This window comes from Novosphingobium sp. (assembly GCF_027486195.1).
GTDB lineage: Bacteria > Pseudomonadota > Alphaproteobacteria > Sphingomonadales > Sphingomonadaceae > Novosphingobium.
Window position 1 is genome coordinate 102,671 of record NZ_JAIXPP010000059.1, and the last position, 23,347, is coordinate 126,017.

Here is a 23,347-nt window from a genome sequence, read left to right on the forward strand (position 1 = left end):
CGGTTGATTTGGGAGCGCCAATCCGCCAAAGCGCGCGGGCCATGGCTGATACTGATAAACCCGCTTCCACCCCTCTCAGCGTGCAGGACATGATCCTCACGCTCCACGCCTATTGGGGCGCGCGGGGATGCCTGATCCTCCAGCCATACGACATGCGCATGGGCGCGGGCACCTTCCACCCCGCCACGACCTTGCGCTCGCTTGGCCCGCAGCCGTGGAATGCCGCTTATGTCCAGCCCAGCCGCCGGCCCACCGATGGTCGCTACGGCGAGAACCCGAACCGCCTGCAGCACTATTATCAGTATCAGGTGATCATGAAGCCGAGCCCGGCGGATTTTCAGGCGCTGTACCTCGGTAGCCTGTTCGCCATCGGCATCGATCCGCTGCTCCATGATATCCGCTTTGTGGAAGACGACTGGGAATCGCCCACGCTCGGTGCCTGGGGGCTGGGCTGGGAAGTGTGGTGCGACGGCATGGAAGTCTCGCAGTTCACCTATTTCCAGCAGATGGGCGGCTTCGATTGCAAGCCGGTCGCGGGCGAATTGACTTACGGGCTGGAACGCCTCGCGATGTATATCCAGAACGTCGATAACGTGTACGATCTCCGCTTCAACAATCACGGCGTTAGCTACGGTGAGGTGTTCCTCGAAAACGAGCGCCAGATGTCGAAGTGGAACTTCGAGGTGGCGGACACGGAAACGCTGTTCGAAGGCTTCCGCCGCGCCGAGGCCGAGTGCCGCAAGGCGCTGGAGGCCAAGGTCCCCATCGCCGCCTATGAACAGGCGATCGAGGCGAGCCACTTGTTCAACCTCTTGCAGGCGCGCGGCGTGATCTCGGTGCAGGAACGCGCCAGCTACATGGGCCGCGTGCGCGATTTGGCGCGCGGCTCGTGCGAGGGTTATATGGACAAGTACCGCCCCGAATGGGAAGCAAAGTTCCCGGGGTGGACGGCATGAGCAATTCCCCAACCCCGTTCGTGTCGAGCGAAGTCGAGACACAAAGCGCAACCGCTGATTTCCTGCTCGAACTGCGCTCCGAAGAAATCCCCGCGCGGATGCAGGCTGGCGCACGCGCCGATCTGGAAAAGCTGTTCCGGCGTGAGATGCAGGCCGCTGGGCTCGCCGTGGATGATGTCACGGTCTGGTCCACTCCGCGACGCCTGACGCTGATGGCCAAGGGCTTGCCGCTGGCAACTGAGGCGGTGCACGAGGAAACCAAGGGCCCGCGCACCTCCGCGCCCGAACAGGCGCTCGAAGGCTTCCTGCGCAAGACCCGCCTTTCCAAGGACCAACTGACCGAGCGTGAAGGCGTGTGGTTTGCCATCGTTGAAAAGCCGGGCCGGGCTGCCGCCGATGTGCTGGCTGCCTCGATCCCCGCGATCATCCGCGCTTTCCCCTGGCCCAAATCGCAGCGCTGGGGCGCAGCCAGCCTTGCGCCGGACAGCTTGCGCTGGGTGCGCCCGCTTTCGGGCATCGTCGCGCTGCTCGGCGGCGAGGTGATCGAGTGCGAGATCGGCGGCATCCGCTCGGGCCGCACCACGATGGGCCACCGCTTCCACCACAGCGGCGAAATCCAGATCGACGGCGTGGACGACTACGCCGCCAAGCTGCGCGCTGCCCACGTGATCGTCGATCATGCGGAGCGCGAAGGCATCGTCCGCGAAGGCGCGCGCAAGGCGGCTGCTGATGCGGCCCTCGTGCTGGTCGAGGATGAAGGCCTCGTGATCGAGAACGCTGGCCTCACCGAATGGCCGGTGCCGCTGCTCGGCCGGTTCGACGAGGCGTTCCTCGAAGTGCCGCCCGAAGTCATCCAGCTCACCGCGCGCGTGAACCAGAAGTATTTCATCTGCCGCGATAGTGCGGGCAAGCTCGCCAACGCCTTCGTCTGCACCGCCAATATCGAAGCGCATGATGGCGGTGCGGTGATCGTCGCGGGCAACCGCAAGGTCCTCGCCGCCCGCCTCTCCGACGCGCGCTTCTTCTGGGAGCAGGACCGCAAGACGCCGCTTTCCGCGCAGGCTGAAAAGCTGGCGCGGATCACCTTCCACGAGAAGCTCGGCACCGTCGCCGACAAGGTGGAACGCGTGGCCAAGCTGGCCCGCTGGCTCGTCGAAGAGGGCATCGTCACTGCTGCCCCCCTCCCCGTTGGGGAGGGGTCGGGGGAGGGGGCTCCCCCATCGCAGTCGCAGAGCACCCCCACCCAACCCTCCCCCGACCGGGGGAGGGCTTTGCTTGCGGATCAAGTCGAACTCGCCGCGCGCCTGTGCAAGGCCGATCTCGTCACCGAAATGGTCGGCGAATTCCCCGAACTGCAAGGCCTGATGGGGGGCTACTATGCCCGCGCCGAAGGCCTGCCCGATGCCGTCGCCGACGCGATCCGCGATCACTACAAGCCGGTCGGGCAGGGCGATGATGTGCCCACCGCGCCGGTAACAGTGGCCGTGGCGCTGGCAGACAAGCTGGATACGCTCGGGGGCTTTTTTGGCATTCCAGAAGAACCGACTGGCTCCAGAGATCCGTTCGCATTGCGGCGGGCAGCGCTAGGTGTTCTAAACATAGTTCAGCGAAACGAACTTCGCCTGCCGCTAGAAAGCGCTCTTCAAGCTTTTGTGCAGATTTGTCTCGACACCGCGTATGAGCGAGGGCATTTCCCTGCCCGTCTGGAATTGGATACTAGTCGGCTCGATGAGGATGTCGTTGCATACCGGGTCTATCAAATCTCGTCATTGCTGAACTACCAAAGCAAGTTCGACCAAGAGCTATTCGTTGCTCTGTCAGCGCCATTTGAGCGTGCCAAGTCACTTCGTGTTACTGAGATTATGCCGCTGTTCGGCAGTTTCTTGCCTAATCCAATCGTGTTTCCCGAGAATCTCCTTGCCTTCCTCGCCGACCGCCTAAAGGTCCAGCAGCGCGAAGCCGGTGTCCGCCACGATCTGATCGACGCGGTCTTCGCGCTCGGCGGCGAGGACGATCTCGTCCGCCTGCTCGCCCGCGTTCACGCCCTCCAGGCCTTCGTCACCACCGAGGACGGCACAAACCTCCTCGCTGGCTACAAGCGCGCTGCGAATATCCTCAAGAAGGAGGGCTTTGCTGCTTCCCCCCTCCCCGCTGGGGAGGGGTCGGGGGAGGGGTATCCCCCGTCGGCAAGTGGAGAGCACCCCCACCCAATCCTCCCCCAAGCGGGGGAGGGCTATCAGGCAGAGCCCGCCGAACAGGCTCTTGTCGATGCGCTCGATGCTGCCGAGCCGCTCGCAGAAGCTGCTGTTGCAGCGGAAGATTTTACAGCCGCAATGGCTGCGCTCGCCACTTTGCGCGCGCCGATCGACGCCTTCTTCGAGAGCGTTACCGTCAACGATGCCGACCCGGCCAAACGTGCAGGGCGCCTCGGACTGCTTGACCGCTTCCGTGCTGCAGTGCACAAAGTTGCGGACTTTGGCCGCATAGAGGGCTAAAGCGCCCCATCACTTTTCGGCGAATCCGGGAAAACCGGAAACAATTGAAGTTCGCGAGGGAGCCTCTTGGTCTTATGAGCGCATACGTATTCCATTTCGGCGGCGGTGCTACCAACAACGACCCGCGCTCGCGCGACAAGACCATCACGGGCGGCAAGGGCGCGAACCTTGCCGAGATGGCGGGCATCGGCCTGCCGGTGCCTCCCGGCTTCACGATCAGCACCGAAGTCTGCACCGCCTACAACGCGGCGGGCAAGGCGTTTGACGACGACCTGCGCGCAGGCGTCGCCAATGGCGTCGCGCATATCGAGAAGGCGACGGGGCGCGTCTTCGGCGATCCGGCGAACCCGCTGCTCGTCTCGGTCCGCTCGGGCGCGCGCGTTTCGATGCCGGGCATGATGGATACCGTGCTCAACTTGGGCCTCAACGACACCACCGTCGAAGGCCTTGCCGCAGGGTCAGGCGACGCGCGCTTCGCGTGGGACAGCTACCGCCGCTTCATCCAGATGTATTCTGACGTGGTGCTCGGCCTCGATCACCACCGCTTCGAAGATGCTCTGGAAATCGCCAAGGAAGACAACGGCTTCTACGCCGATGTCGAGATGAGCGCGGAACATTGGCAGGCGCTCGTGGCCCAGTACAAGGCCATCGTCGCCGAAGAACTCGGCCGCCCGTTCCCGCAGGACGTCCACGAACAGCTCTGGGGCGCGATCGGCGCCGTGTTCGATTCGTGGGAAAGCGACCGCGCCAAGGTCTACCGCCGCCTCAATGCCATCCCGCATGATTGGGGCACCGCCGTCAACGTGCAGGCCATGGTCTTCGGCAACATGGGCGAAACCTCGGCCACCGGCGTCGCCTTCACGCGCGATCCCGCGACCGGCGAGCGCGCCTATTACGGCGAATGGCTGGTCAACGCGCAGGGCGAGGATGTCGTCGCCGGCATCCGCACCCCGCAGTACCTGACCAAGGCCGCGCGCGAGCGGGCAGGGGCCAAGCCCCTCTCGATGGAAGAGGCGATGCCCGAGGCCTACGCCGAGCTCGCCCGCGTGTTCGATCTGCTCGAACTGCACTACAAGGACATGCAGGACATCGAGTTCACCGTCGAGCAGGGCAAGCTGTGGATGCTGCAGACCCGCTCGGGCAAGCGCACCGCCAAGGCCGCGCTCAAGATGGCGGTGGACATGGCGCGCGAAGGTCTGATCGACGAGGCGACCGCAGTGAAGCGCGTCGATCCCATGGCGCTCGACCAATTGCTGCACCCGACGCTCGATCCCAGCGCGCCGCGCGATGTGCTCACGCGCGGCTTGCCAGCCTCGCCGGGCGCCGCCACCGGCATCATCGTGTTTGATGCCGATAGCGCCGAACACCGCGCGCAGATGGGCGAGGATGTCATCCTCGTCCGCGTCGAAACCAGCCCTGAGGACATTCACGGCATGCACGCCGCCAAGGGCGTGCTCACCGCACGCGGCGGCATGACCAGCCACGCCGCCGTGGTCGCGCGCGGAATGGGCCGCCCCTGCGTTTCCGGTGCTTCAGGCCTCTCGATCGACATGGCGACCCGCACCGCGCGCATGGGCACGCGTGAGGTCAAGGAAGGCGAGGTCATCACGCTCGACGGATCGAACGGCGATGTGATGCTCGGCGCTGTGCCGATGGTCGAACCTGAACTGGTCGGCGATTTTGCCGTGCTGATGGAGTGGGCCGACAAGCACCGCCGCATGAAAGTGCGCGCCAATGCCGAAACTCCGCTAGATTGCCAGGTCGCGCGCCAGTTCGGCGCCGAAGGCGTGGGCCTTTGCCGCACTGAACACATGTTCTTCGATGCGGGCCGTATCTCGCTGGTCCGCCAGATGATTCTGGCTGAGGATGAAGCCACCCGCCGCCGCGCGCTGAATAGCCTGCTGCCCGAACAGCGTGCCGATTTCACCGCGATCTTCGAGGTCATGGCCGGGCTTCCCGTCACCATCCGCCTGCTCGATCCGCCGCTCCACGAATTCCTGCCCCATGGTGAGACGGAGTTCGAGGAGCTTTCCGAAGCGACCGGCCTCGGTGTAGATCACTTGAAGCGCCGCGCGGGCGAGCTCCACGAGTTCAACCCGATGCTCGGGCATCGGGGCTGCCGCCTGGGCATAACGTTCCCCGAAATTTACGAGATGCAGGCCCGCGCGATCTTCGAGGCTGCCTGCGACGTCGCGGAGAAGTCGGGCGAAGCGCCCGTCCCAGAAGTCATGATCCCGCTCGTCGCGACCCGCCGCGAGCTCCTCATCCTGCGCGCGCTCGTCGACCGCGCCGCCGAGGCCGTCTTCGCCGAGAAGGGCCGCACGCTCGAGTACCTCGTCGGCACGATGATCGAACTGCCGCGCGCTGCGCTCATGGCGGGCGAAATCGCCGAAGAGGCCAAGTTCTTCTCGTTCGGCACCAACGACCTCACGCAGACGACGCTCGGCGTCAGCCGCGACGATGCCGCCCGCTTCCTCGGGCCTTATGTCGAGCAGGGCATCTACCCGCGCGATCCCTTCGTCAGCCTCGATATCGAAGGCGTCGGCCAGCTCGTCGAGATGGCCGCCGTGCGCGGGCGCGAGACCCGGCCCGATATCAAGCTCGGCATCTGCGGCGAACATGGCGGCGATCCGGCTTCGATCGCGTTCTGCGAGAAGGTCGGTCTCGATTACGTCTCGGCCAGCCCCTACCGCGTACCGATTGCCCGGCTGGCGGCTGCGCAGGCGGCTTTGGGGTAGGGGCCAAGCGGCCCCACCAAACATTCGTCATTCCCGCGAATGCGGGAAAATAGGTGCCGAAAAATAGGGACTGTCCCTATTTTCTTGGCCCTATTTTCTAGAACTTCGGCGCGCGCAGGGCTTTGGCCCAACCGCTCAGCGTCAGGATTGCGAAGCGCTCGGTCACACGCCCATCCGCGTCTGCCGCTGCCGCAAACGCATCTTGCGCACGTGCCAGGCCGGCCTTGCCCAGCACAGGGCCAGGCCGGACAAGGCAGCTCGAGAGGCCTTGGGCCCGCAAATCCTCCAGCAGCCGGGCAAAGCTCGCATAGCGCACATCCAGCATGCGACTGTCGCTCATCGGTTCGGCAAAGCCGCAGCGTTGGAGCAGGTCGCCGCCCGCCCGCACATCAACTTGCGGATGGATGCGCGCAGCTGGGCGCGCGCCATCGGCAGCGACCATCACGTCGCGCAAGGCGGGCACGCTGCCCGCGCCGCACCAGCTCATGATCGCGAGGCCATTCGGCGCCAGCGCGCGGCGGATATGGACGAGCGCGCCGGGCAAGTCGTTGACCGTGCCGAGCGTGCCGAGGTGCGCGATCAGATCGAAGCTCGCCTCACCCGGCCAGGGCCGTTCTTCGTCGAGCGGCAGTTCGCCGGCAAGCGGTGCAGGATCGGCTCGCACGACTGCGCATCCCCGTGCGGCCAGCGCTTTTGCCAGCATGCCACTGATGTCGCCCACCAGCAGCGCACGCTTCGGTTCGTGACGCAGGAAGTCGAGCCGGTCGAGCACATCCTCGGCCATGTCCTCTGCCAGATAGTGCGCGGCATCTGGGCGGCACTGCAATGCGCGCATCCGCTGACGCTGCGAGCGGCGACGGGTGGGCGAAAAGATCGTCGGCGGCTTTTGGGGGGGAGGGGGCGTGGCCATGGCATCCGCCCCTGCCGCGCCGCGTGCGCTCTGCCAAGCCCCTCTTGCCAATGGCGGCCTTCCGGGCGAGACTTTGGCCATGGCGAAACCCGCGCTTCTTGCTCCGCTGATCGATCTGGTGTTCCCCCCGCGTTGCCCCCTGTGCGGCGATGCGTTGGCGCAGCAGGGCGGGTTATGCGCGGCGTGCTGGACGAAGCTGGCCGTGCCGGGCGAACCGGCCTGCTGCACCTGCCAGCGCCCGCTGGCTGACAGCGTGGTCCACTCCGGCGAGGTCCAGTGCGCGCCGTGCATGGCAAACCCGCCGCGCCACGCGGGCATCGCGGCGGCCACGCTCTACAACGATGCTTCGCGCGAACTCGTGCTAGCGTTCAAGCGCGGCAAGCGCATCGCGCTGGCTGACCTGCTCTCACGCCTCATGGTGCGGCGCCTGCCGGATCTGCAGGGCGAATGGCTGGTGGTGCCGGTGCCGCTCCATCGCTGGCGGCTGTGGGAGCGCGGGTTCAATCAGTCTGCGCTGCTCGCGGAGCGGATTGCGCGGACGGTCAATCAGCCGCTGGTGGTAGATGCGCTGGAACGCCGCAAGCGCACGCCCTCGCTCGGCGGCCTCGGCAAGCGCGCGCGGGCTGATGCGCTGCGCGGCGCGATCAGCGCGCACCCGCGCCGTGCCGAGCGGCTGAAAGGCGCCCGGGTACTACTGGTCGATGATGTGATGACGAGCGGCGCCACGACCGATGCCTGCCTTGCCGCGCTGCGCAAGGCGGGCGCGGCCGAAGTGCGCATCGCCTGCTTTGCGCGTGTGCTCGATGAGGCACTCGATCAGGCAGGCCGCGAGGACGCACCGCTGGCGGCGTGAGATTTCCGGAGCCTGAAACACGAAACGCCCGGAGCGTTCACTCCGGGCGTTCCCGTGACGATACCTGATCGGTTCGGATCCATCCAGTCACGGCCTGCCCCTCGCGGCCCCAGCTTCTGCTGGTGTAGTGACGGATGACGGACCCTGCCGAAATCCCTGAGCGTTTTTTCCGAGAGCCTCGCTGCTCTGCCCGTTTCGGGGAGCGGCGCCGCTTTCGGGCCCCATGTGATTCCAACCCTGAACTTTGGCCTGTATGCGTGCGCCCGGGTGGTTAACCCGGTTCGTGTTTGCAGCTCCCTCAAGCCGCACGCCCTTCATCCGCCATTGCCGGGCGAGGTTAAAGCATGTTGTGCAAGACCCATGGATTTTGGCCGGAGCATGTGGTTATCCTGCAACAAAATGACACCCGCGCTGCGAAAGGCCTGCCCATTTCCATCCAATCGCCCGAAACCGAGCTGCGTGAGCAGGGTGCGGTGTTCATGCCGCGCTTCGACTCAGCCGGACTCGTCACCGCCGTTGCGGTCGATCACGCCAGCGGACAGCTGCTCATGCTGGCACACATGGATGCGGAGGCGATTGCCCGCACGCGCGAGACCGGCTTTGCCCACTTCCATTCGCGATCGCGCGGGCGGCTGTGGATGAAAGGCGAGAGCTCGGGCCACGTGCTCAAGGTGATCGAGATTCGCGTCGATTGCGATCAGGATGCGCTGGAGCTCCGGGTCGAGGCGGCGGGCCCGGCCTGCCACACCTTGGCGCCCTCGTGCTTCTACCGCAGGCTTGATGCGGACGGCGGGCTGGAGCGGATCGATAGTTGACGCTTACGTAAAGGGTAGTTAGGTCGTGCGGGCATGTCCTCGCGTCCCATCACCACGAGTCCGGCCAATACCGCGAACCAGGAACGGATGCCGGTCGCCCAGACCCGCCGGGCAGACTCGGCCCGCAGCAGTGATCACACCGGGCACTTGCACCAGCCCGATGCGCTCGCGCGCGAACAGTTCACCATCTCCGATCTTTCGAGCGAATTCGGTGTTACCGCGCGCGCGCTGCGTTTCTATGAAGACGAGGGCCTGATCGCGCCGACCCGCGTCGGCCTTGCCCGCATCTATTCGAAGCGCGACCGGGCGCGGCTGGCCTGGATCATGCGCGCCAAGAACGTGGGGTTCAGCCTCTCCGAAATCCGCGACATGATCGACTTGTACGATCTGGGCGACGGGCGCGCGAAGCAGCGCCGCGTGACGATCGACAAGTGCCGCGAGCGCATCGACAACCTCAAGCGCCAGCAGGCCGATATCAATGCGACGATTGCCGAACTCAACAGTTTCGTCGCGCTGCTGATCGAGCGGGAGAAGCTCGAGGGCCGCCCGGTCAACCTTGATGGCGATCCTGAATAACCTTTCGAGAGGACCTGAATCATGCCCGTTTTCCAGGCGCCGACCCGCGACACCCGTTTTGTCGTCAATGAAGTGCTGGGCCTTGAAGGCTACGGCCATCTGCCGGGCTTCGAGGCCGCGACCCGCGATCTGACCGACAGCGTGATCGAGGAGGCCGGGCGCTTTGTGAACGAAGTCGTCGCCCCGCTCAATCTCTCGGGCGATCAGGAAGGCTGCACCCGCCACCCGGATGGCAGCGTGACGACGCCGAAGGGCTTCAAGGAAGCCTATGCGCGCTACATCGAGGCGGGCTGGGGCACGCTCGCCGCGCCGGAGATCTACGGCGGGCAGGGCCTGCCGCATGTCATCGGCTTCGTGATGGAAGAATACCTTGCCAGCGCCAACCAGGCCTTCGCGATGTATCCGGGCCTTGCCAATGGTGCGATCTCGGCGATCTCGTCCAAGGGCTCGCCCGAGCAGCAGGCGATGTACCTGCCCAGGATGGTGAGCGGCGAATGGCTCGGCACGATGAATCTGACCGAGCCGCACTGCGGCACCGACCTCGGCCTGATCCGCACCCGCGCAGAGCCGCAGGCGGACGGTTCCTACGCCATCACCGGTACCAAGATCTTCATCTCCGCGGGCGATCATGACCTGTGCGAGAACATCATCCACCTCGTACTGGCCAAGACCCCGGGCGCGCCGGAATCGAGCAAGGGCATCTCGTTGTTCATCGTGCCCAAGTTCATCGTGAACGCCGATGGCTCTCTGGGGGACCGCAATGCCGTCTCGGTCGGATCGATCGAGCACAAGATGGGCATCCACGGCAACGCGACCTGCGTGATGAACTACGATGGCGCGAAAGGCTGGCTGATCGGCGAGGAGAACAAGGGCCTCGCGGCGATGTTCATCATGATGAACGCGGCGCGCCTCGGCGTCGGCATCCAGGGCCTCGCGCAGGCGGAAGCTTCGTACCAGAACGCGGTGCTCTATGCGCAGGAGCGTCGGCAGGGCCGCGCGCTGACCGGGCCGGCCGAGCCGCAGCAGAAGGCCGATCCGCTGCTCGTGCACCCTGACGTGCGGCGTATGCTCATGGACGCCAAGATGTTCATCGGCGGGATGCGCGCGCTGTGCCTTTGGGGCGCTCTGCAAGTCGATCTCTCGCACAAGGCCGCGACCGAGGAAGAGCGGCAGGCCGCCGACGACCTCATCAGCCTGCTGACCCCTGTGATCAAGGGCTATGGCACCGACATGGGCTACAAGACCGCGACCGACATGCAGCAGGTGTGGGGCGGGCACGGCTACATCGCCGAGAACGGCATGGACCAGTTCGTGCGCGATGCGCGCATCGCGATGATCTACGAAGGTGCCAACGGCGTGCAGGCGATGGACCTCGTCGGCCGCAAGCTCGCGCTCAACGGCGGCCGGGCGATCCAGCGCCTGTTCGCGGTGATCGATGCCGAATGCGCAGAGGAAAGCGCGGACGAGACGGTCAGGCTGGTGGCCGAGCGCCTCGCCAAGACCGTCGGCCACCTCAAGGCGGCCACAATGTGGTTCATGCAGCACGCCATGGCTGACCGCAACGCGATCGGCGCGGGCGCCTATGCCTATATGACGCTGACCGGCGTGGTCTCGCTCGGCCTGATGTGGCTGCGCATGGCCAAGGTTTCGGCTGCGGCGCTGGGCCAGGAAGGCGCGGACAAGTCCTTCTACGAAGCCAAGCTGCTCTGCGCCAAGCACTGGGCGCTGCGCTGCGCCCCGCAGGCGGGTTCGCTGCGCTATGAAGTGGAAGCGGGCGCCGAGACGGTGATGGGGCTGACGGCCGAGCAGTTCGCCGCCTAGAACACCTCGGCGAACAGCCCCGTCAGCGCTGCCCAGCTCTGGCGGTCGGCGCTGGCATCATAGCCGATGGCGGGAACGCCGCGCGCGTCACTGCCGGGATCGGTGAAGCCGTGCTTCACGCCGCTGTAGGCGTGGAAGTGCCAGTTGGCCGCAGCAGCGTCCATTTCGTCCCAGAAGGCCGTGACTTGCGAACGCGGGACGAGCGGATCGGCATCGCCGTGGCAGACGAGGATACGCGCCTTGACCGCGCCCGGGGCGGCGGGTCTGGCCGTATCGAGCAGGCCATGAAAGCTGGCGGCGAGGACAATGTCGGCCCCTTCGCGCGCGAGTTCGAGCGCGGCCTGCCCGCCCATGCAATAGCCGATGGCAGCGGTCTTGAGGCCCTGCGCTTCCGGCAGTCCGGTCAACGCATCGAGTGCGGCGCGCAGGCGGGCGCGGTAGACATCGACCGAGGCCCTAAGTGCGCCAGCCAGCTGCATCGAATGCTCGAAATCGCGCACCGGCTGGCCATAGAAATCGGCGACCAGCGCGAGGAATCCGGCATCAGCCAGCATCGCCGCACGCCGCTCCATCGGCGGGTTCGGGTTCATGATCGTCGGCAGGACAAGCACTGCGCCGCGCGCCGCGCCGATGGGGCGGGCGAGCCACCCCGTCAGCGCGGTATCACCATCGGAATAGGTCACCGGTTCGAGCGCCATCCCGATCACTCCGGCAGGAAGTCCGGCACCGAGAGGTAGCGTTCGCCGGTATCGTAGTTGAAGCCGAGCACGCGGCTGCCGGCGGGCAGTTCCGGCAGTTTCTGGGCGATGGCGGCGAGCGTCGCGCCCGAACTGATGCCGACGAGCATGCCTTCCTCGCGCGCGGCGCGGCGGGCCCATTCCTTGGCATCGGCGGGATCGACCTGAATCGCGCCGTCGATTGACTGGGTGTGGAGGTTGCCGGGGATGAATCCGGCGCCGATACCCTGAATCGGGTGCGGCGCGGGCTGGCCGCCCGAGATAACCGGCGAAAGCGTCGGCTCGACCGCCCAGGCTTTCATGGTTGGCCAATGGCCTTTGAGCATTTCGGCACAGCCCGTGAGGTGTCCGCCGGTGCCCACGCCGGTGATCAGCGCGTCGATCGGGGCATCGGCAAAGTCCGCCAGAATCTCCGCGGCGGTGGTCCGCACATGGACGGCAACGTTGGCCGGATTGTCGAACTGCGCGGGCATCCATGCGCCCGGAGTCTGCTCGACGATTTCGAGGGCGCGGGCGATGGCGCCCTTCATGCCCTTCTCGCGCGGGGTGAGGTCGAAGCTGGCGCCATAGGCCAGCATCAGCCGCCGCCGCTCGAGCGACATCGATTCGGGCATGACGAGCACGAGCTTGTAGCCCTTGACCGCCGCGACCATGGCAAGGCCGATGCCGGTGTTGCCCGAAGTCGGCTCAACGATGGTGCCGCCGGGCTTGAGGCTACCGTCAGCCTCCGCCGCCTCGATCATGGCAAGGGCGATGCGGTCCTTGATCGAACCGCCGGGATTGGTGCGTTCGCTCTTCACCCATACCTCGTGGTCGGGAAACAGGCGGGAGAGGCGAATGTGCGGAGTATTGCCGATAGTGGCGAGAATATTGGCCGCTTTCATGTCGCTTCCTTCTGGTGAAGTGTCTTGTCTGCAAACGTGCGTACGAGTCGGAGTTCAGGGAACCAGATCGCCCACGCCGCGGTAATGATTATCGCACCCACCCCGCCGAATACAACCGCGCCAGTTGCGCCGAGGAGGGCTGCGGCGACGCCAGATTGCATTTCACCCAGCTCGTTCGAAGCCGAGATGGCAAGGCCGGAAATCGCCGAAACCCGGCCGCGCACGGCATCCGGCGTATAGAGCTGGACCAGCGTGTTGCGGATGAACACCGAAACCATGTCAGCCGCGCCGAGTGCTGCCAGCATCGCCAGCGAAAACAGGTAGTCGCGGCTCAGGCCGAATCCGATGGTGGCTGCGCCATAGACGGCAACGGCGATCAGCATCTTCGCGCCCACGCCACTGGCAATCGGCCGGCGTGCCAGCAGCAGCGCCACGATCACCGCGCCCACCCCCGGCGCTGCGCGCATCAGGCCAAGGCCGTTGGGGCCGACGGGATGGCCATCGATCATCAGGATATCGCGCGCGTAGACCGGCAGCAGCGCCGTCGCGCCGCCCAGCAGCACGGCAAAGAGATCGAGCGTCACGCAGCCGAACAGGAAGCGGTCGTGCCACACGAAGGTCAGCCCGCCGACAATTTGCGAGAGTGGATGCGCGCGCTTGTTCTCGTCCGGCGGCGGCAACGGGCGGATGCGCAGGACCAGCAGGGTGGCAGTGCCCAGCAGCAGAGCGGAAATGGCATAGGGCAGGGCGGGAACCTGCGCGAAGAGCAGGCCGGCAATCGCCGGGCCGCCCACCGAACCGGCCTGCCACGCCATGGAATTGATCGCGACAGCGCGGGGCATCAGCCGCACCGGCACGATATTGGGCGCGATCGAGGCCATCGCGGGGCCGATGAACACGCGCGCGATGCCATGCAGCGCGCCGAGCGCAAAGAGCAGCGGAAGGGTGAGGTGACCAATCAGCGTCGCCGCCATGAGCACCAGCGCGACGACCATGTCGACAGCATTGGCAAAGCCGGCCACCAGTCGGCGGTCAAAGCGGTCTGCGACAAGACCGGCGACAGGCGTGAGCAGCAGGACCGGCAGGAACTGCGCCAGGCCGAGCAGGCCCAGCTGAAACGCGGCCGCGCCGATGCTCATGCCATATTGGCTGCGCGCTACATCGTAGAGCTGATAGCCCAGCACCACGACCATGCCGGTCGTGGCGAAGACCGAAAGGAACCGGGCCAGCCAGAAGCGGCGGTAGTCCGGAATATCCAGCGGCGAGCGAGGTTCGTCTGCGGGCAAGGTCACGCCGTCCGAATGGCAGCGCGGCGCGACCTTGCCAAGCAAGCAAAACTCACCGGCGGTTTAATTCTTCCCCGCCGTTCAGATATTTCCCGTGGTTCAGATCTTCAGCGTTGCCGTCAGGCGGATGTCGCGCCCGGCGATCGGAACGAAGTCGCGCGTTTCCGAAGTGGCGAGGCGGCCGACCTTGTCGAGCAGGTTGTTGCCCGAGAGGATGAGCGCGAGCGGCCCGTTCTTGCCCATCGGACGCCACGTGACATTGGCGTTCAGCAGCGTGTAGCTGTCCACCGGGTTCTCGTAGGTGGTGACGCGGTCCTGCCGCGCGTGGACGATCGCCTCAATGTTGGCGCCGACGCGGTCGGATTCGTAGGTGAGGCCGCCGCGCACACGCAGCGGCGGAATGCGCGGAGCCGGGCCGGAACCGGTGAGGCTGGCGTGGACATAGTCGACCGCGCTTTCGAGCGAGAGCGAGCGGCCATTGTCCCAAGTCAGCGCCTTCCACGAACCTTCGGCTTCGAGGCCGCGGAACTTCGCGGGCAGCTGGATGTACTGGTAGACCGGCGCGCCTTCGATCCGCTCGCCAGTGGGGATCGGCGCGATGAAATTGCTGAAGTCCGTGGCGTAGGCGGTGAACGCCCCGGCGAAGCGGTCGCTGTGATAGCGCAGCCCCGCTTCGACCGTGTTGCTGCGTTCGATCCGGAAGGCGGGATTGCCGCGCTCGTAGGACTGGGTCGCGTCGTGCAGGCCGTCGATGTAAAGCTCCTCCGCCGTCGGCGCGCGCTCACCGTGCGTGGCGGCAAGGCTCAGCGTCACGCTTTCAAGCGGATGCCAGGCAATACCGGCGCCGGCAGCGAAGAGATCGAAGCTGCGGCCGGAATCATTGGGGCCGAGGCCCTTGGGCTTCACTGAAACGTGCTCGCCGCGCAGGCTGCCTTCCAGATCGACAGGCCCGAGCGAAAGCTGCTGGCGGGTGAAGCCGGCGATGCGCTCGGTCACCGAATTGGGCAGCAGCGGCTCACCTTCGATGCGGAAGTTGCGCGTACCATACTGGATGCCGCTTTCGCCGCGCCAGCCGCCGTGGCGGGCCTGGGTCAGCACGAAGCGCGATTCGATCGACTTGTTGAAGAAACGGGTGCCCGCGACGCCGTCCTCGATCTCGGCATGGGTGTAGTCACCGTAGGCGACGCGTGCTTCCAACCGGTCGAAGAACCCGCCAAGATTGACGCTGCCGCGCAGGTCATAGCGCGTCTGGCGCAGCGACAGCGAGACCGGATCGGGTGCTGCAGCCGAAGGACGCGGCGGAATGCCGTAGTCGCTGTTGAGGCGCTGGACCGAAACACCGAGCGAGCCGCCGCTGTCGATGAAGGCAAGGCCGGCACCGAAGGCGGAGCCGCGCGCCCACGAATTGGCAAGGCGCCCGCGCGCATCGATCCCGGCGGTCAGGTTCGCCGCGCCTTCGGGATCGCCGGCGGCGGTGAGGTCATCAGCTTCGGCGCGCAGCCGGGCGCGCAGCGGTTCGGATACGACATCGCCGCCGATGCGCACGTCGCCCGCGCGGTTGTACGAAGCGTCGAAATGCGCGGCAAGCCGGGGGGCGATCGCCACATCGACCGCGCCGCCCAGGTTGACCGAATCTGCTGCCGAGCCATAGGCACCAAGCGCGTTCACCGTGATTGGCTTGTCCGGCATGCGGCGCGGGATGCGCCGGTCGAGCGCGTTGACGGCGCCGCCTGCCGGGTCTGCCGCGTAGAGCAGCACTTCCGGCCCATGGAGCACGTCGATCTGTTCGACATTGAGCGTATCGATGGCAACGCCGTGGTCCGCCGAGACCGAGCTTGCGTCGAGCGCGCCGAGGCCGTCGGTCAGCACTTGCACGCGCGGGCCGTCAAAGCCGCGCAGGACAGGGCGGGATGCGCCGGGAGCAAAGCCGCTGGTCGAAACGCCGGGGAGATGCGCGAGCACGCTGCCGATCTGCGCGGCGGCGCGGCGGGCGAGGTCTTCGCCATTGATCACGACCGGCGCCACGATCGCGTCGCGGTCGCCCGAGATCAGGCGCCCGGTCACCACGATCGGGGCGTGGCCTGCGTCATCGGTCTGGGTCGTGCTGATCTGCCCGGGCGATGCCGCCTGCGGCCCACCGGTTGCTGCGGGAGCCGGGCTGGCCGGATCCTCCGCGGCGGCGAAGGCAGGATTGGAGAATGCGAGAAGAACGGCGCTGAGCGCAGTGCTGGCGGCAAGCGTGGATTTATGCATTGGCGACACCCGAAGCGTTGTTTCGGGTGTCGCTTTAGCGTGATGATATAATATATCAAGTGACAATCGGCAGTCTGAACCACTTCCGTGCGCAGCCGATGCTGCGCTGCATCAACGGCTGCGCTGAAGCCTTGGATTGGGCTGCAAAGACTTGATCATCATCAGGAAATCGTCGCCTCTGATAATGCGTTCGAACTGGAACCCGGCGCGGGTGCCGTCGCTCCAGACAAGGAAGGCCTCGATTCGCCCGATGTGCTGCAGGCGGATGGTGATACGCTCACCGCGCTGGAGGGCGACTTCGCCCTTCACCATGAAGCCGGTGGTGGAGATGTTGATGACATGCAGCATCACATCTCCCAGCCGGCGATGTTCGCCGATCAGGGGCAAGTCTACCGGATGGCGGGTTGTGAGCCGCTGATCGGTGACGGAAAGCTGTGCGCCGCTGGCCATGGTCGCTCCTCGTGATGGTCAAGCACACGAGTATCTGAAGCCAATAGGCTGATAATTCGTAAAGGCCCGGCACCGTTTTGCCGGTTTGCGGTAAAGGCTTGCCGGTTAACGGCAAGCTGATGCCGGTCAGGCCGGGCGCAGGACGCCGTGCTTCTTTTTGCCCGAGGAAACGCGGATTTCAGCGCCTTGAAAGGCGATGACGTGCGCTTCGTCGGTCACCGAATGACCTTCGACCCGCGCGCCGCCGCCCGCGATCAGGCGCTTGGCCTCGCCGCGGCTCGCCGCAAAGCCCAGCCCGATCAGCGCATCTATCAGCGCGATGCTGCCATCGGGGCAAGCGAGCGAGGGCAGGTCTGCGCCGACACCGCCGCCAGCGAAGGTCGCCGCCGCGGTCGCTTCAGCCGCCGCCGCCGCTTCCGCGCCGCGCACCAGCTTGGTGACTTCGTTCGCCAGCACGACTTTGGCCGCATTGATCTCGCTGCCGCCAAGCGCCTCGAGCCGCGCGATCTCGTCGAGCGGAAGATCGGTGAACAGGCGAAGGAAGCGGCCGACGTCGCGGTCATCGACGTTGCGCCAGTATTGCCAGAAGTCCCATGCGGGGAGCGCATCTTCGTTGAGCCAGACCGCGCCCGCCGCCGTCTTGCCCATCTTGGCGCCGTCAGCCGTCGTGAGCAGCGGGGTGGTGAGGCCGTAGACCTCCACACTTTCCATACGCCGCGTCAATTCGATGCCGTTGACGATATTGCCCCACTGGTCCGAGCCGCCCATCTGCAACCGGCATCCGGCCGTTAGCGCGAGTTCGCGGAAATCGTAGGCCTGAAGGATCATGTAGTTGAATTCGAGGAAGGTCAGCGGCTGCTCGCGCTCGAGCCGGAGCTTGACCGAATCGAAGGTCATCATCCGGTTGATCGTGAAGTGCGGGCCGACGGTGCGCAGCAGTTCGACATAGCCGAGCGCGCTGAGCCAGGTGTCGTTGTCGACCATCACCGCGTCGGTCGGGCCGTCGCCGAAGGTGAGCAGCTTTTCGAACACGGTGCGGATCGAGGCGATGTTGGCGGCGATGTCTGCGCTCGTTAGCATCTTGCGGCTCTCGTCCTTGCCCGAAGGATCGCCGACCTTGGTCGTGCCGCCGCCCATCAGAACGATGGGCTTGTGCCCGGCCTGCTGGAGCCGGCGCAGCATCATGATCTGCACCAGGCTGCCGACATGGAGCGATGGCGCGGTCGCATCGAAGCCGATATAGCCCGGCACGATCTGCTTCGCCGCAAGCGCATCGAGGCCGTGGGCATCGGTGACCTGGTGGACATAGCCGCGCTCGCTGAGCAGGCGGAGGAGCGAAGAGGTGTACGGAGGGGCGTTCTGGGTCATGACGCGGCGCGCCTAGCACGAAAGAGCAAGGCTTGGAAACGTTCGACCTGACCGCGCATCCGGCACATCCGGCCAAAGTTGTTTCCGCAATAGCAGCGCGCATTCTCTCGTTCGATGCGAACTGGCTCACGCTGCGCTGGAAGGTGGACGGGGCGCGCGCGCTCGTGTTGCCGCCGTTTGCGGGGCGCGCACGGACGGACGGGTTGTGGCAGACGACTTGCTTCGAGCTCTTTGTGAAGGCGCCGGGCGGGGAAGGGTATGCCGAGTTCAACCTTTCGCCCTCCGAGCGCTGGGCGGCGTATGATTTTAGCGGGTACCGTGCAGGAATGGCCGAGCGGGCGATGGAGCGGCCGCCGGTGTGCACGCCGCGCCGGGGCGGGTCGGTGCTGATCTTCGATGCCGCGATCCCGGCGAGCGCGCTGCCGCCGCTGCCGTGGGCTTATGGGCTGACCGCGGTGATCGAGGAGGAAGGCGGGATCAAGTCCTACTGGGCAATGGCGCACCCGCCCGAGAAGCCCGACTTCCACGATCCGGCTTGCATGGCCGGGCGGCTTGCGGCACCGGAAGCGGCATGAAGTTCGGTATCGATCGCTTGCTCGCCGACCCGGCGCTGCGCGCGCCGCTTGAGGGCAAGCGCGTCGCGCTCGTTGCTCATCCTGCCTCGGTGACGGAGGGTCTCACGCATTCGCTCGATGCCTTGGCCGCCTGCCCGGGGATCACATTGTCCGCGGCGTTCGGGCCGCAGCACGGGCTGCGCGGCGACAAGCAGGACAACATGGTCGAGACCGAGGACTTCATCGACCCGTTGCTCGGCATCCCGGTGTTCAGCCTCTACGGCGAAGTGCGGCGACCGACAGCGCGGATGATGGACAGCGCCGATGTGTTCCTGTTCGACCTGCAGGACCTGGGCTGCCGGATCTACACCTTCGTGACGACGCTGCTCTATCTGCTTGAGGCCGCAAGCGGGACCGACAAGGCCGTGTGGGTGCTCGATCGGCCCAATCCGGCGGGCCGCCCGGTGGAAGGCACCACGCTTCTCGCGGGCTGGGAAAGCTTCGTCGGCGCAGGGCCGATGCCGATGCGGCATGGGCTGACGCTCGGCGAGATGGGGCGCTGGTTTGTTCAGCATTTCAAGCTCGACGTGGACTACCGCGTGGTGGCGATGGAGGGCTGGGAGCCGGAAGGGCCGGGCTGTGGCTGGCCGCAGGACCGGATCTGGATCAATCCGAGCCCGAATGCGGCGAGCCAGAACATGGCGCGGGCTTATGCAGGCACGGTCATGATCGAGGGTGCGACGCTTTCGGAAGGGCGCGGGACGACGCGGCCGCTGGAAGTGCTGTTCGGTGCGCCCGACGTCGATGCCAAGGCGGTGCTGGCCGAAATGCAGGCCTACGCGCCGGAGTGGTTGGCGGGGTGCGCCATCCGGGAGTGCTGGTTCGAGCCGACTTTTCACAAGCATGTCGGCAAGCTCTGCAATGCGCTGATGATCCACGCCGAGGGCGCGTTCTACGATCACCACGCGTTCCGGCCGTGGCGGCTGCAGGCGCTGGCGTTCAAGGCGGTGCGGCGGCTCTATCCGGACTATCCGCTGTGGCGCGATTTTCCGTATGAGTATGTCACCGACAAGCTGGCGATCGATGTGATCAACGGCGGGCCGGGGCTGCGGGAGTGGGTAGACGATCCGGCGAGCACGCCCGCCGATCTGGAAGCACTGGCGGGGCCGGACGAGGCTGCGTGGATCGAGACGCGGGCGCCGTTCCTTCTGTACTGAAGCGGGACAGAATCCCGGCAAGTTGACACAGTTGACACAGTCCTGAGAGGAAACTCCGAGGGCTTTTTTCAGACGTTTGACGCACCTGCGCGAGCCGAGCCTGATGCTTCGACAAGCTCAGCATGAGCGGGTTTGGGTCGGGTTCACGAGGTTCAATGAGCAGACCTCGATGATATGCGACCCGGTGGGTTGTAGGACAGCGGTTTGTGCCGTCCGGCAGGCAGCCCATCCCCGGGTCAAGCCCGGGGTGACGATGTGGAGGGGCGGCTGAGGTGAGGCGGGTGCCGTCTCAACTCGCATCATGAAAGATGATCCCCAGCGTCTGGCGTTCGCCGGAAAGCACGGTGCTGACGCCGTGGCGCATCGCCGATTTGGACCAGCCGGTCGAGGCAAGGCGGGGTTTGTCGCGGACCGGGATCAGCGCGATCTGGCCTTGCCGGATGGGCACGACTTCGACGCGGCTCTGCATGCGGGGGCGGTTTTCGACCAAGGTCAGTGCGCCGCCGATGTAGCTTTCGTCATCGCTTAGCATGACGACGGCTTGCAGGGGGAAGTGGATCGGCCCGTAGAGGTCCTGATGCAGGCAGTTGTAGTCCCCCAAGCGGTAGCGCAGCAGGAGCGGGGTCGGGCGCGGCTGGCCGAAGGCGTGGCAGCGCGCGAGGAGGGCCTCGTGCGTGGTGGGCCAGATGTCCGGCTGGCCGAGGTGCTCTGACCATGTGTTGGCGATGTGCGCAAGCGGGGGATAGAGCGCGGTGCGCAGGGCGGTTACCACATCGGGCAGCGGATAGGCGAAGTAGCGGTACTCGCCTTTGCCGAAGCCGTGGCGAGCCATGGTGACGGTCGAGCGGAAGAGGCTGTCGTCGTGGTAACTGGCGGCGAGGGCGGCGCAGGTTTCGGTGTCCAGCACGCGCGGGGTGAGGGCGTAGCCGAGGTCGTCGAGGCTTTGAGTGAGCGCGGGCCAATCAAGCGCGGCGATCCGGTTTTTCAGGTTTTGCATGGCGGACGACTTAGCCTGACCGACGGGGCGGCACACTCCGGCTATTGCGGTCGAACTCGCCGTGCCGCGCACCCCCACCCGGCCTCCCCCGAACGGGGGAGGGGAAGAAGAGGGGGCGGGGGGGATGAGCCTTCCTTAAGTTTTGTGCAGTAGGTGCCGAGGCTTGGACGACCATCGGGATGACCTGCGTGACCTGCAACAACTGTGGAACGGCCGGCGCGGCGCATTTGTTCCGGGCCAAGGGCTATGATCTGGTGCGCTGCTTCGGCTGCGGGCTCGCCTACATCGCCAACCCGCCGAGCGCGGAGGAGCTGAAGGTGCTCTATTCGGCGGGCGCTTCCTATCACGCGGCGCTGTGCGATCCGGCGAGCGAGACCTTTGCGACACAGGACCGGATCGCGGTGCGGCACCTTGCCGAGACGCTGAGAGGTGTGAAGCGGGGGCGGCTGCTCGATGTGGGCTGCTCGATCGGACAGTTTGCCGCGCGGGCCAAGGCGGCGGGCTTTTCCGCGACGGGGCTGGAGATGAACGAGGCGAGCGCGATATTTGCGCGGTCGCACTTCGGGCTCGAAGTGGCGGAAGGCACGATCCACGATGCACCGCAGGAGGCGGGCTCGCTCGACGTGCTGACGATGTTCGACGTGATCGAGCATGTGCCCGATCCGCTGGGCGATCTGCGCAAGGCGTTCGATCTGCTCGCGCCGGGGGGCACCATCGTGCTGTCTACGCCCAATATCGACGGCCTGTTTCCGAAGCTCTCGCTGCCGCTGGCCAAGAAGCTGGACTACTGGCCGCATCCCGAGCCGCCTTATCACCTCTACCAGTTCTCGGTGAAGACGCTGGGGGCGATGCTGGAGAAGGCGGGCTTTGCGGTGGCGGAAACCCGGCATTTTGCCATCGATCTCGCCTATACTTTCGGCCAGGTGCAGACCCTGCTGAAGATGCCGAAGCGGCTGGCCTATGCCGGGCTGTTTGCGCCGCTGGCGGCTCTGGGGCCGATGATCGGGCAGGGCGACTGGATCTATGTGACGGCGCGCAAGGCCCCGTGATTGCCCTGTAACCTGATTGCCCTGCTGGCTGGTTGACGGAAGGCAGCCGGAGCCCGACCTTGGCCAGCGAAGGAGATTGGCATGGTCGAGGCACGGTGGAACGGCGCGGTGATTGCGCGCAGCGACGATACGGTGGTGGTTGAGGGCAACCACTATTTTCCGCTTGAGGCGGTAGACGCGGCGGTGCTGAAGCCCAGCGCGACGACGAGCATGTGCCCGTGGAAGGGGACGGCGCAATACTATTCGCTGGTGGTGGACGGCGCGGAGAACCGTGACGCGGCGTGGTATTATGCCGAGCCGAAGGACAAGGCCGCGCAGATCAAGGGGCGGGTGGCGTTCTGGAAGGGTGTGACGGTGGGGTAGGAGGAAAGAACCCCTCCGCCTTCGCTTCGCTCAGGCACCTCCCCATTTGTGCCTGCGGCAAAAATGGGGAGGGAAGAAGGAGTGGCTCTTCGTGCTCCTCTCCATTTTTGCGAAGCACAAATGGGGAGGTGGCAGCCCGCAGGGCTGACGGAGGGGTTCTTCAGCGCCAGACCGGCGCGCGCTTCTCCAGAAACGCTTCGATCCCCTCCGCCGTGTTCTCGTCCATCATGTTCTGCGCCATGACTTCTGCGGCGAGCGCGTAGGCCTCTGCGCGGTGGACTTCGCGCTGTGCGTAGAACAGGGCCTTGCCGCGGCGGATCGCATCGGGGCTCTTGGCGGCGATGGTCTGGGCGAGGGTGTCGATCTCGGCATCGAGCTTGTCAGCCGGGACGGCGTGATTGATGAGGCCCCAGCTTTCGGCGGTCTGTGCACTGATGAATTCGCCGGTGACCAGCATTTCGAACGCGGGCTTGGCGGGGACATTGCGGGTGAGCGCGACCGCGGGGGTCGAGCAGAACAGGCCGACATTGATGCCTGAGACAGCAAAGCGCGCGTCCTGGCTGGCGATGGCAAGATCGCAGGCGCCCACGAGCTGGCAGCCGGCGGCGGTGGCGATACCGTGGACGCGGGCGATGACGGGGACGGGCAGCGCGACGATGGCTTCCATGACCTCGGCGCAGGCGGCGAACAGCGTGCGGTAATAGTCGAGGCGCCGCTGGCCGTGCATCTGGCGCAGGTCATGCCCGGCGCAAAACGCCTTGCCGGCGCCCGAAAGCACGACGCAGCTGATCGAGGTGTCGCTCGCGAGGCTGGTCAGTTCTGCTTTCAGGGCGGCGAGGAGGTCCTCGCTCAGCGCGTTGTACTGGTTCGGTCGGTTAAGGGTTAGATCGACGCGGGTGCCAGTGCGGCGGACCTCGAGGATTTCGTTGTCGGACATGGGCGGCGACCTCTCCTGTTTTGCGGCAGCTTACGCCTGTGGAGGCGGGGATCAAGTCCGTCGAAATACCCCTCCGTCAGCCCTGCTG

Annotated in this window: 20 protein-coding genes; 11 read left to right on the plus strand and 9 right to left on the minus strand. The window is 65.9% G+C overall.

The annotated features are described in order from the left end of the window. The first annotated feature begins 41 nt into the window (after positions 1 to 41). From Q0071_RS11505 to ppdK, 3 genes are all read left to right on the plus strand, one after another. Positions 42 to 956, plus strand: a complete 915-nt coding sequence (locus Q0071_RS11505) for a glycine--tRNA ligase subunit alpha (protein WP_298169114.1) — start codon at positions 42 to 44, stop codon at positions 954 to 956. Next, positions 953 to 3,451, plus strand: coding sequence for a glycine--tRNA ligase subunit beta (glyS, locus tag Q0071_RS11510; RefSeq protein WP_298169117.1), 2,499 nt, complete (start codon positions 953 to 955; stop codon positions 3,449 to 3,451). The genes Q0071_RS11505 and glyS overlap by 4 nt, the downstream gene beginning before the upstream one ends. A 74-nt stretch (positions 3,452 to 3,525) precedes the next feature. Beyond that, a complete protein-coding gene (gene ppdK / locus Q0071_RS11515; RefSeq protein WP_298169120.1) occupies positions 3,526 to 6,189 on the plus strand; it encodes a pyruvate, phosphate dikinase in 2,664 nt (887 codons plus the stop codon). A 97-nt stretch (positions 6,190 to 6,286) separates the two neighbouring features. Here the strand turns inward: ppdK and Q0071_RS11520 are convergent, their stop codons facing one another. Continuing rightward, positions 6,287 to 7,099, minus strand: a complete 813-nt coding sequence (locus Q0071_RS11520; protein ID WP_298169123.1) for a methyltransferase domain-containing protein — start codon at positions 7,097 to 7,099, stop codon at positions 6,287 to 6,289. 79 nt (positions 7,100 to 7,178) lie between these two features. On the opposite strand from Q0071_RS11520, the gene Q0071_RS11525 reads away from it, so the two are divergent. From Q0071_RS11525 to Q0071_RS11540, 4 genes are all read left to right on the plus strand, one after another. Continuing rightward, positions 7,179 to 7,952 carry a ComF family protein gene (locus Q0071_RS11525; RefSeq protein WP_298169216.1) on the plus strand — a complete coding sequence of 258 codons (774 nt, stop codon included), beginning with the start codon at positions 7,179 to 7,181 and terminating at the stop codon, positions 7,950 to 7,952. 455 nt (positions 7,953 to 8,407) lie between these two features. Continuing rightward, positions 8,408 to 8,767 carry a phosphoribosyl-AMP cyclohydrolase gene (gene hisI, locus Q0071_RS11530; protein WP_298169220.1) on the plus strand — a complete coding sequence of 120 codons (360 nt, stop codon included), beginning with the start codon at positions 8,408 to 8,410 and terminating at the stop codon, positions 8,765 to 8,767. Positions 8,768 to 8,854: 87 nt separating this feature from the next. Further along, on the plus strand, positions 8,855 to 9,343 hold the full coding sequence (locus Q0071_RS11535; RefSeq protein ID WP_298169223.1) for a MerR family DNA-binding transcriptional regulator: 489 nt from the start codon (positions 8,855 to 8,857) through the stop codon (positions 9,341 to 9,343). A gap of 21 nt (positions 9,344 to 9,364) precedes the next feature. Beyond that, on the plus strand, positions 9,365 to 11,164 hold the full coding sequence (locus Q0071_RS11540; RefSeq protein WP_298169126.1) for an acyl-CoA dehydrogenase C-terminal domain-containing protein: 1,800 nt from the start codon (positions 9,365 to 9,367) through the stop codon (positions 11,162 to 11,164). Here the strand turns inward: Q0071_RS11540 and Q0071_RS11545 are convergent. From Q0071_RS11545 to tyrS, 6 genes are all read right to left on the minus strand, one after another. Next, positions 11,161 to 11,862, minus strand: coding sequence for a dienelactone hydrolase family protein (locus tag Q0071_RS11545; protein WP_298169128.1), 702 nt, complete (start codon positions 11,860 to 11,862; stop codon positions 11,161 to 11,163). The two genes, Q0071_RS11540 and Q0071_RS11545, sit on opposite strands and share 4 nt — an antisense overlap. Before the next feature lie 5 nt (positions 11,863 to 11,867). Continuing rightward, entirely contained in the window at positions 11,868 to 12,785 is a 918-nt protein-coding gene (gene cysK / locus Q0071_RS11550) for a cysteine synthase A (RefSeq protein ID WP_298169130.1), read from the minus strand. Further along, positions 12,782 to 14,077 carry an MFS transporter gene (locus Q0071_RS11555; protein WP_298169133.1) on the minus strand — a complete coding sequence of 432 codons (1,296 nt, stop codon included), beginning with the start codon at positions 14,075 to 14,077 and terminating at the stop codon, positions 12,782 to 12,784. The genes cysK and Q0071_RS11555 overlap by 4 nt, the downstream gene beginning before the upstream one ends. 93 nt (positions 14,078 to 14,170) lie before the next feature. Further along, positions 14,171 to 16,324: a TonB-dependent receptor gene (locus Q0071_RS11560; protein ID WP_298169137.1), complete on the minus strand. Its 2,154-nt coding sequence runs from the start codon at positions 16,322 to 16,324 to the stop codon at positions 14,171 to 14,173. 111 nt (positions 16,325 to 16,435) lie between these two features. Continuing rightward, on the minus strand, positions 16,436 to 16,774 hold the full coding sequence (locus Q0071_RS11565; RefSeq protein WP_298169140.1) for a PilZ domain-containing protein: 339 nt from the start codon (positions 16,772 to 16,774) through the stop codon (positions 16,436 to 16,438). A 126-nt stretch (positions 16,775 to 16,900) separates the two neighbouring features. Continuing rightward, entirely contained in the window at positions 16,901 to 18,142 is a 1,242-nt protein-coding gene (gene tyrS / locus Q0071_RS11570; RefSeq protein WP_298169143.1) for a tyrosine--tRNA ligase, read from the minus strand. A 32-nt stretch (positions 18,143 to 18,174) separates the two neighbouring features. Between tyrS and Q0071_RS11575 the strand changes: the two genes are divergently transcribed. Then, on the plus strand, positions 18,175 to 18,717 hold the full coding sequence (locus Q0071_RS11575; protein WP_298169146.1) for a DOMON-like domain-containing protein: 543 nt from the start codon (positions 18,175 to 18,177) through the stop codon (positions 18,715 to 18,717). Continuing rightward, on the plus strand, positions 18,714 to 19,913 hold the full coding sequence (locus tag Q0071_RS11580; protein ID WP_298169149.1) for a DUF1343 domain-containing protein: 1,200 nt from the start codon (positions 18,714 to 18,716) through the stop codon (positions 19,911 to 19,913). Before Q0071_RS11575 ends, Q0071_RS11580 begins: the two co-directional genes overlap by 4 nt. 289 nt (positions 19,914 to 20,202) lie before the next feature. Here the strand turns inward: Q0071_RS11580 and Q0071_RS11585 are convergent, their stop codons facing one another. Continuing rightward, positions 20,203 to 20,910 carry a 2OG-Fe(II) oxygenase gene (locus Q0071_RS11585; RefSeq protein ID WP_298169152.1) on the minus strand — a complete coding sequence of 236 codons (708 nt, stop codon included), beginning with the start codon at positions 20,908 to 20,910 and terminating at the stop codon, positions 20,203 to 20,205. 179 nt (positions 20,911 to 21,089) lie between these two features. Between Q0071_RS11585 and Q0071_RS11590 the strand changes: the two genes are divergently transcribed. Further along, on the plus strand, positions 21,090 to 21,959 hold the full coding sequence (locus Q0071_RS11590; protein ID WP_298169155.1) for a class I SAM-dependent methyltransferase: 870 nt from the start codon (positions 21,090 to 21,092) through the stop codon (positions 21,957 to 21,959). An 81-nt stretch (positions 21,960 to 22,040) separates the two neighbouring features. Then, entirely contained in the window at positions 22,041 to 22,322 is a 282-nt protein-coding gene (locus Q0071_RS11595; protein WP_298169158.1) for a DUF427 domain-containing protein, read from the plus strand. A gap of 160 nt (positions 22,323 to 22,482) precedes the next feature. Here the strand turns inward: Q0071_RS11595 and Q0071_RS11600 are convergent, their stop codons facing one another. Next, the gene (locus tag Q0071_RS11600) at positions 22,483 to 23,259 is read right to left on the minus strand and encodes an enoyl-CoA hydratase (protein WP_298169161.1); all 777 of its coding nucleotides are present in this window, start codon (positions 23,257 to 23,259) and stop codon (positions 22,483 to 22,485) included. Positions 23,260 to 23,347 lie beyond the last annotated feature (88 nt).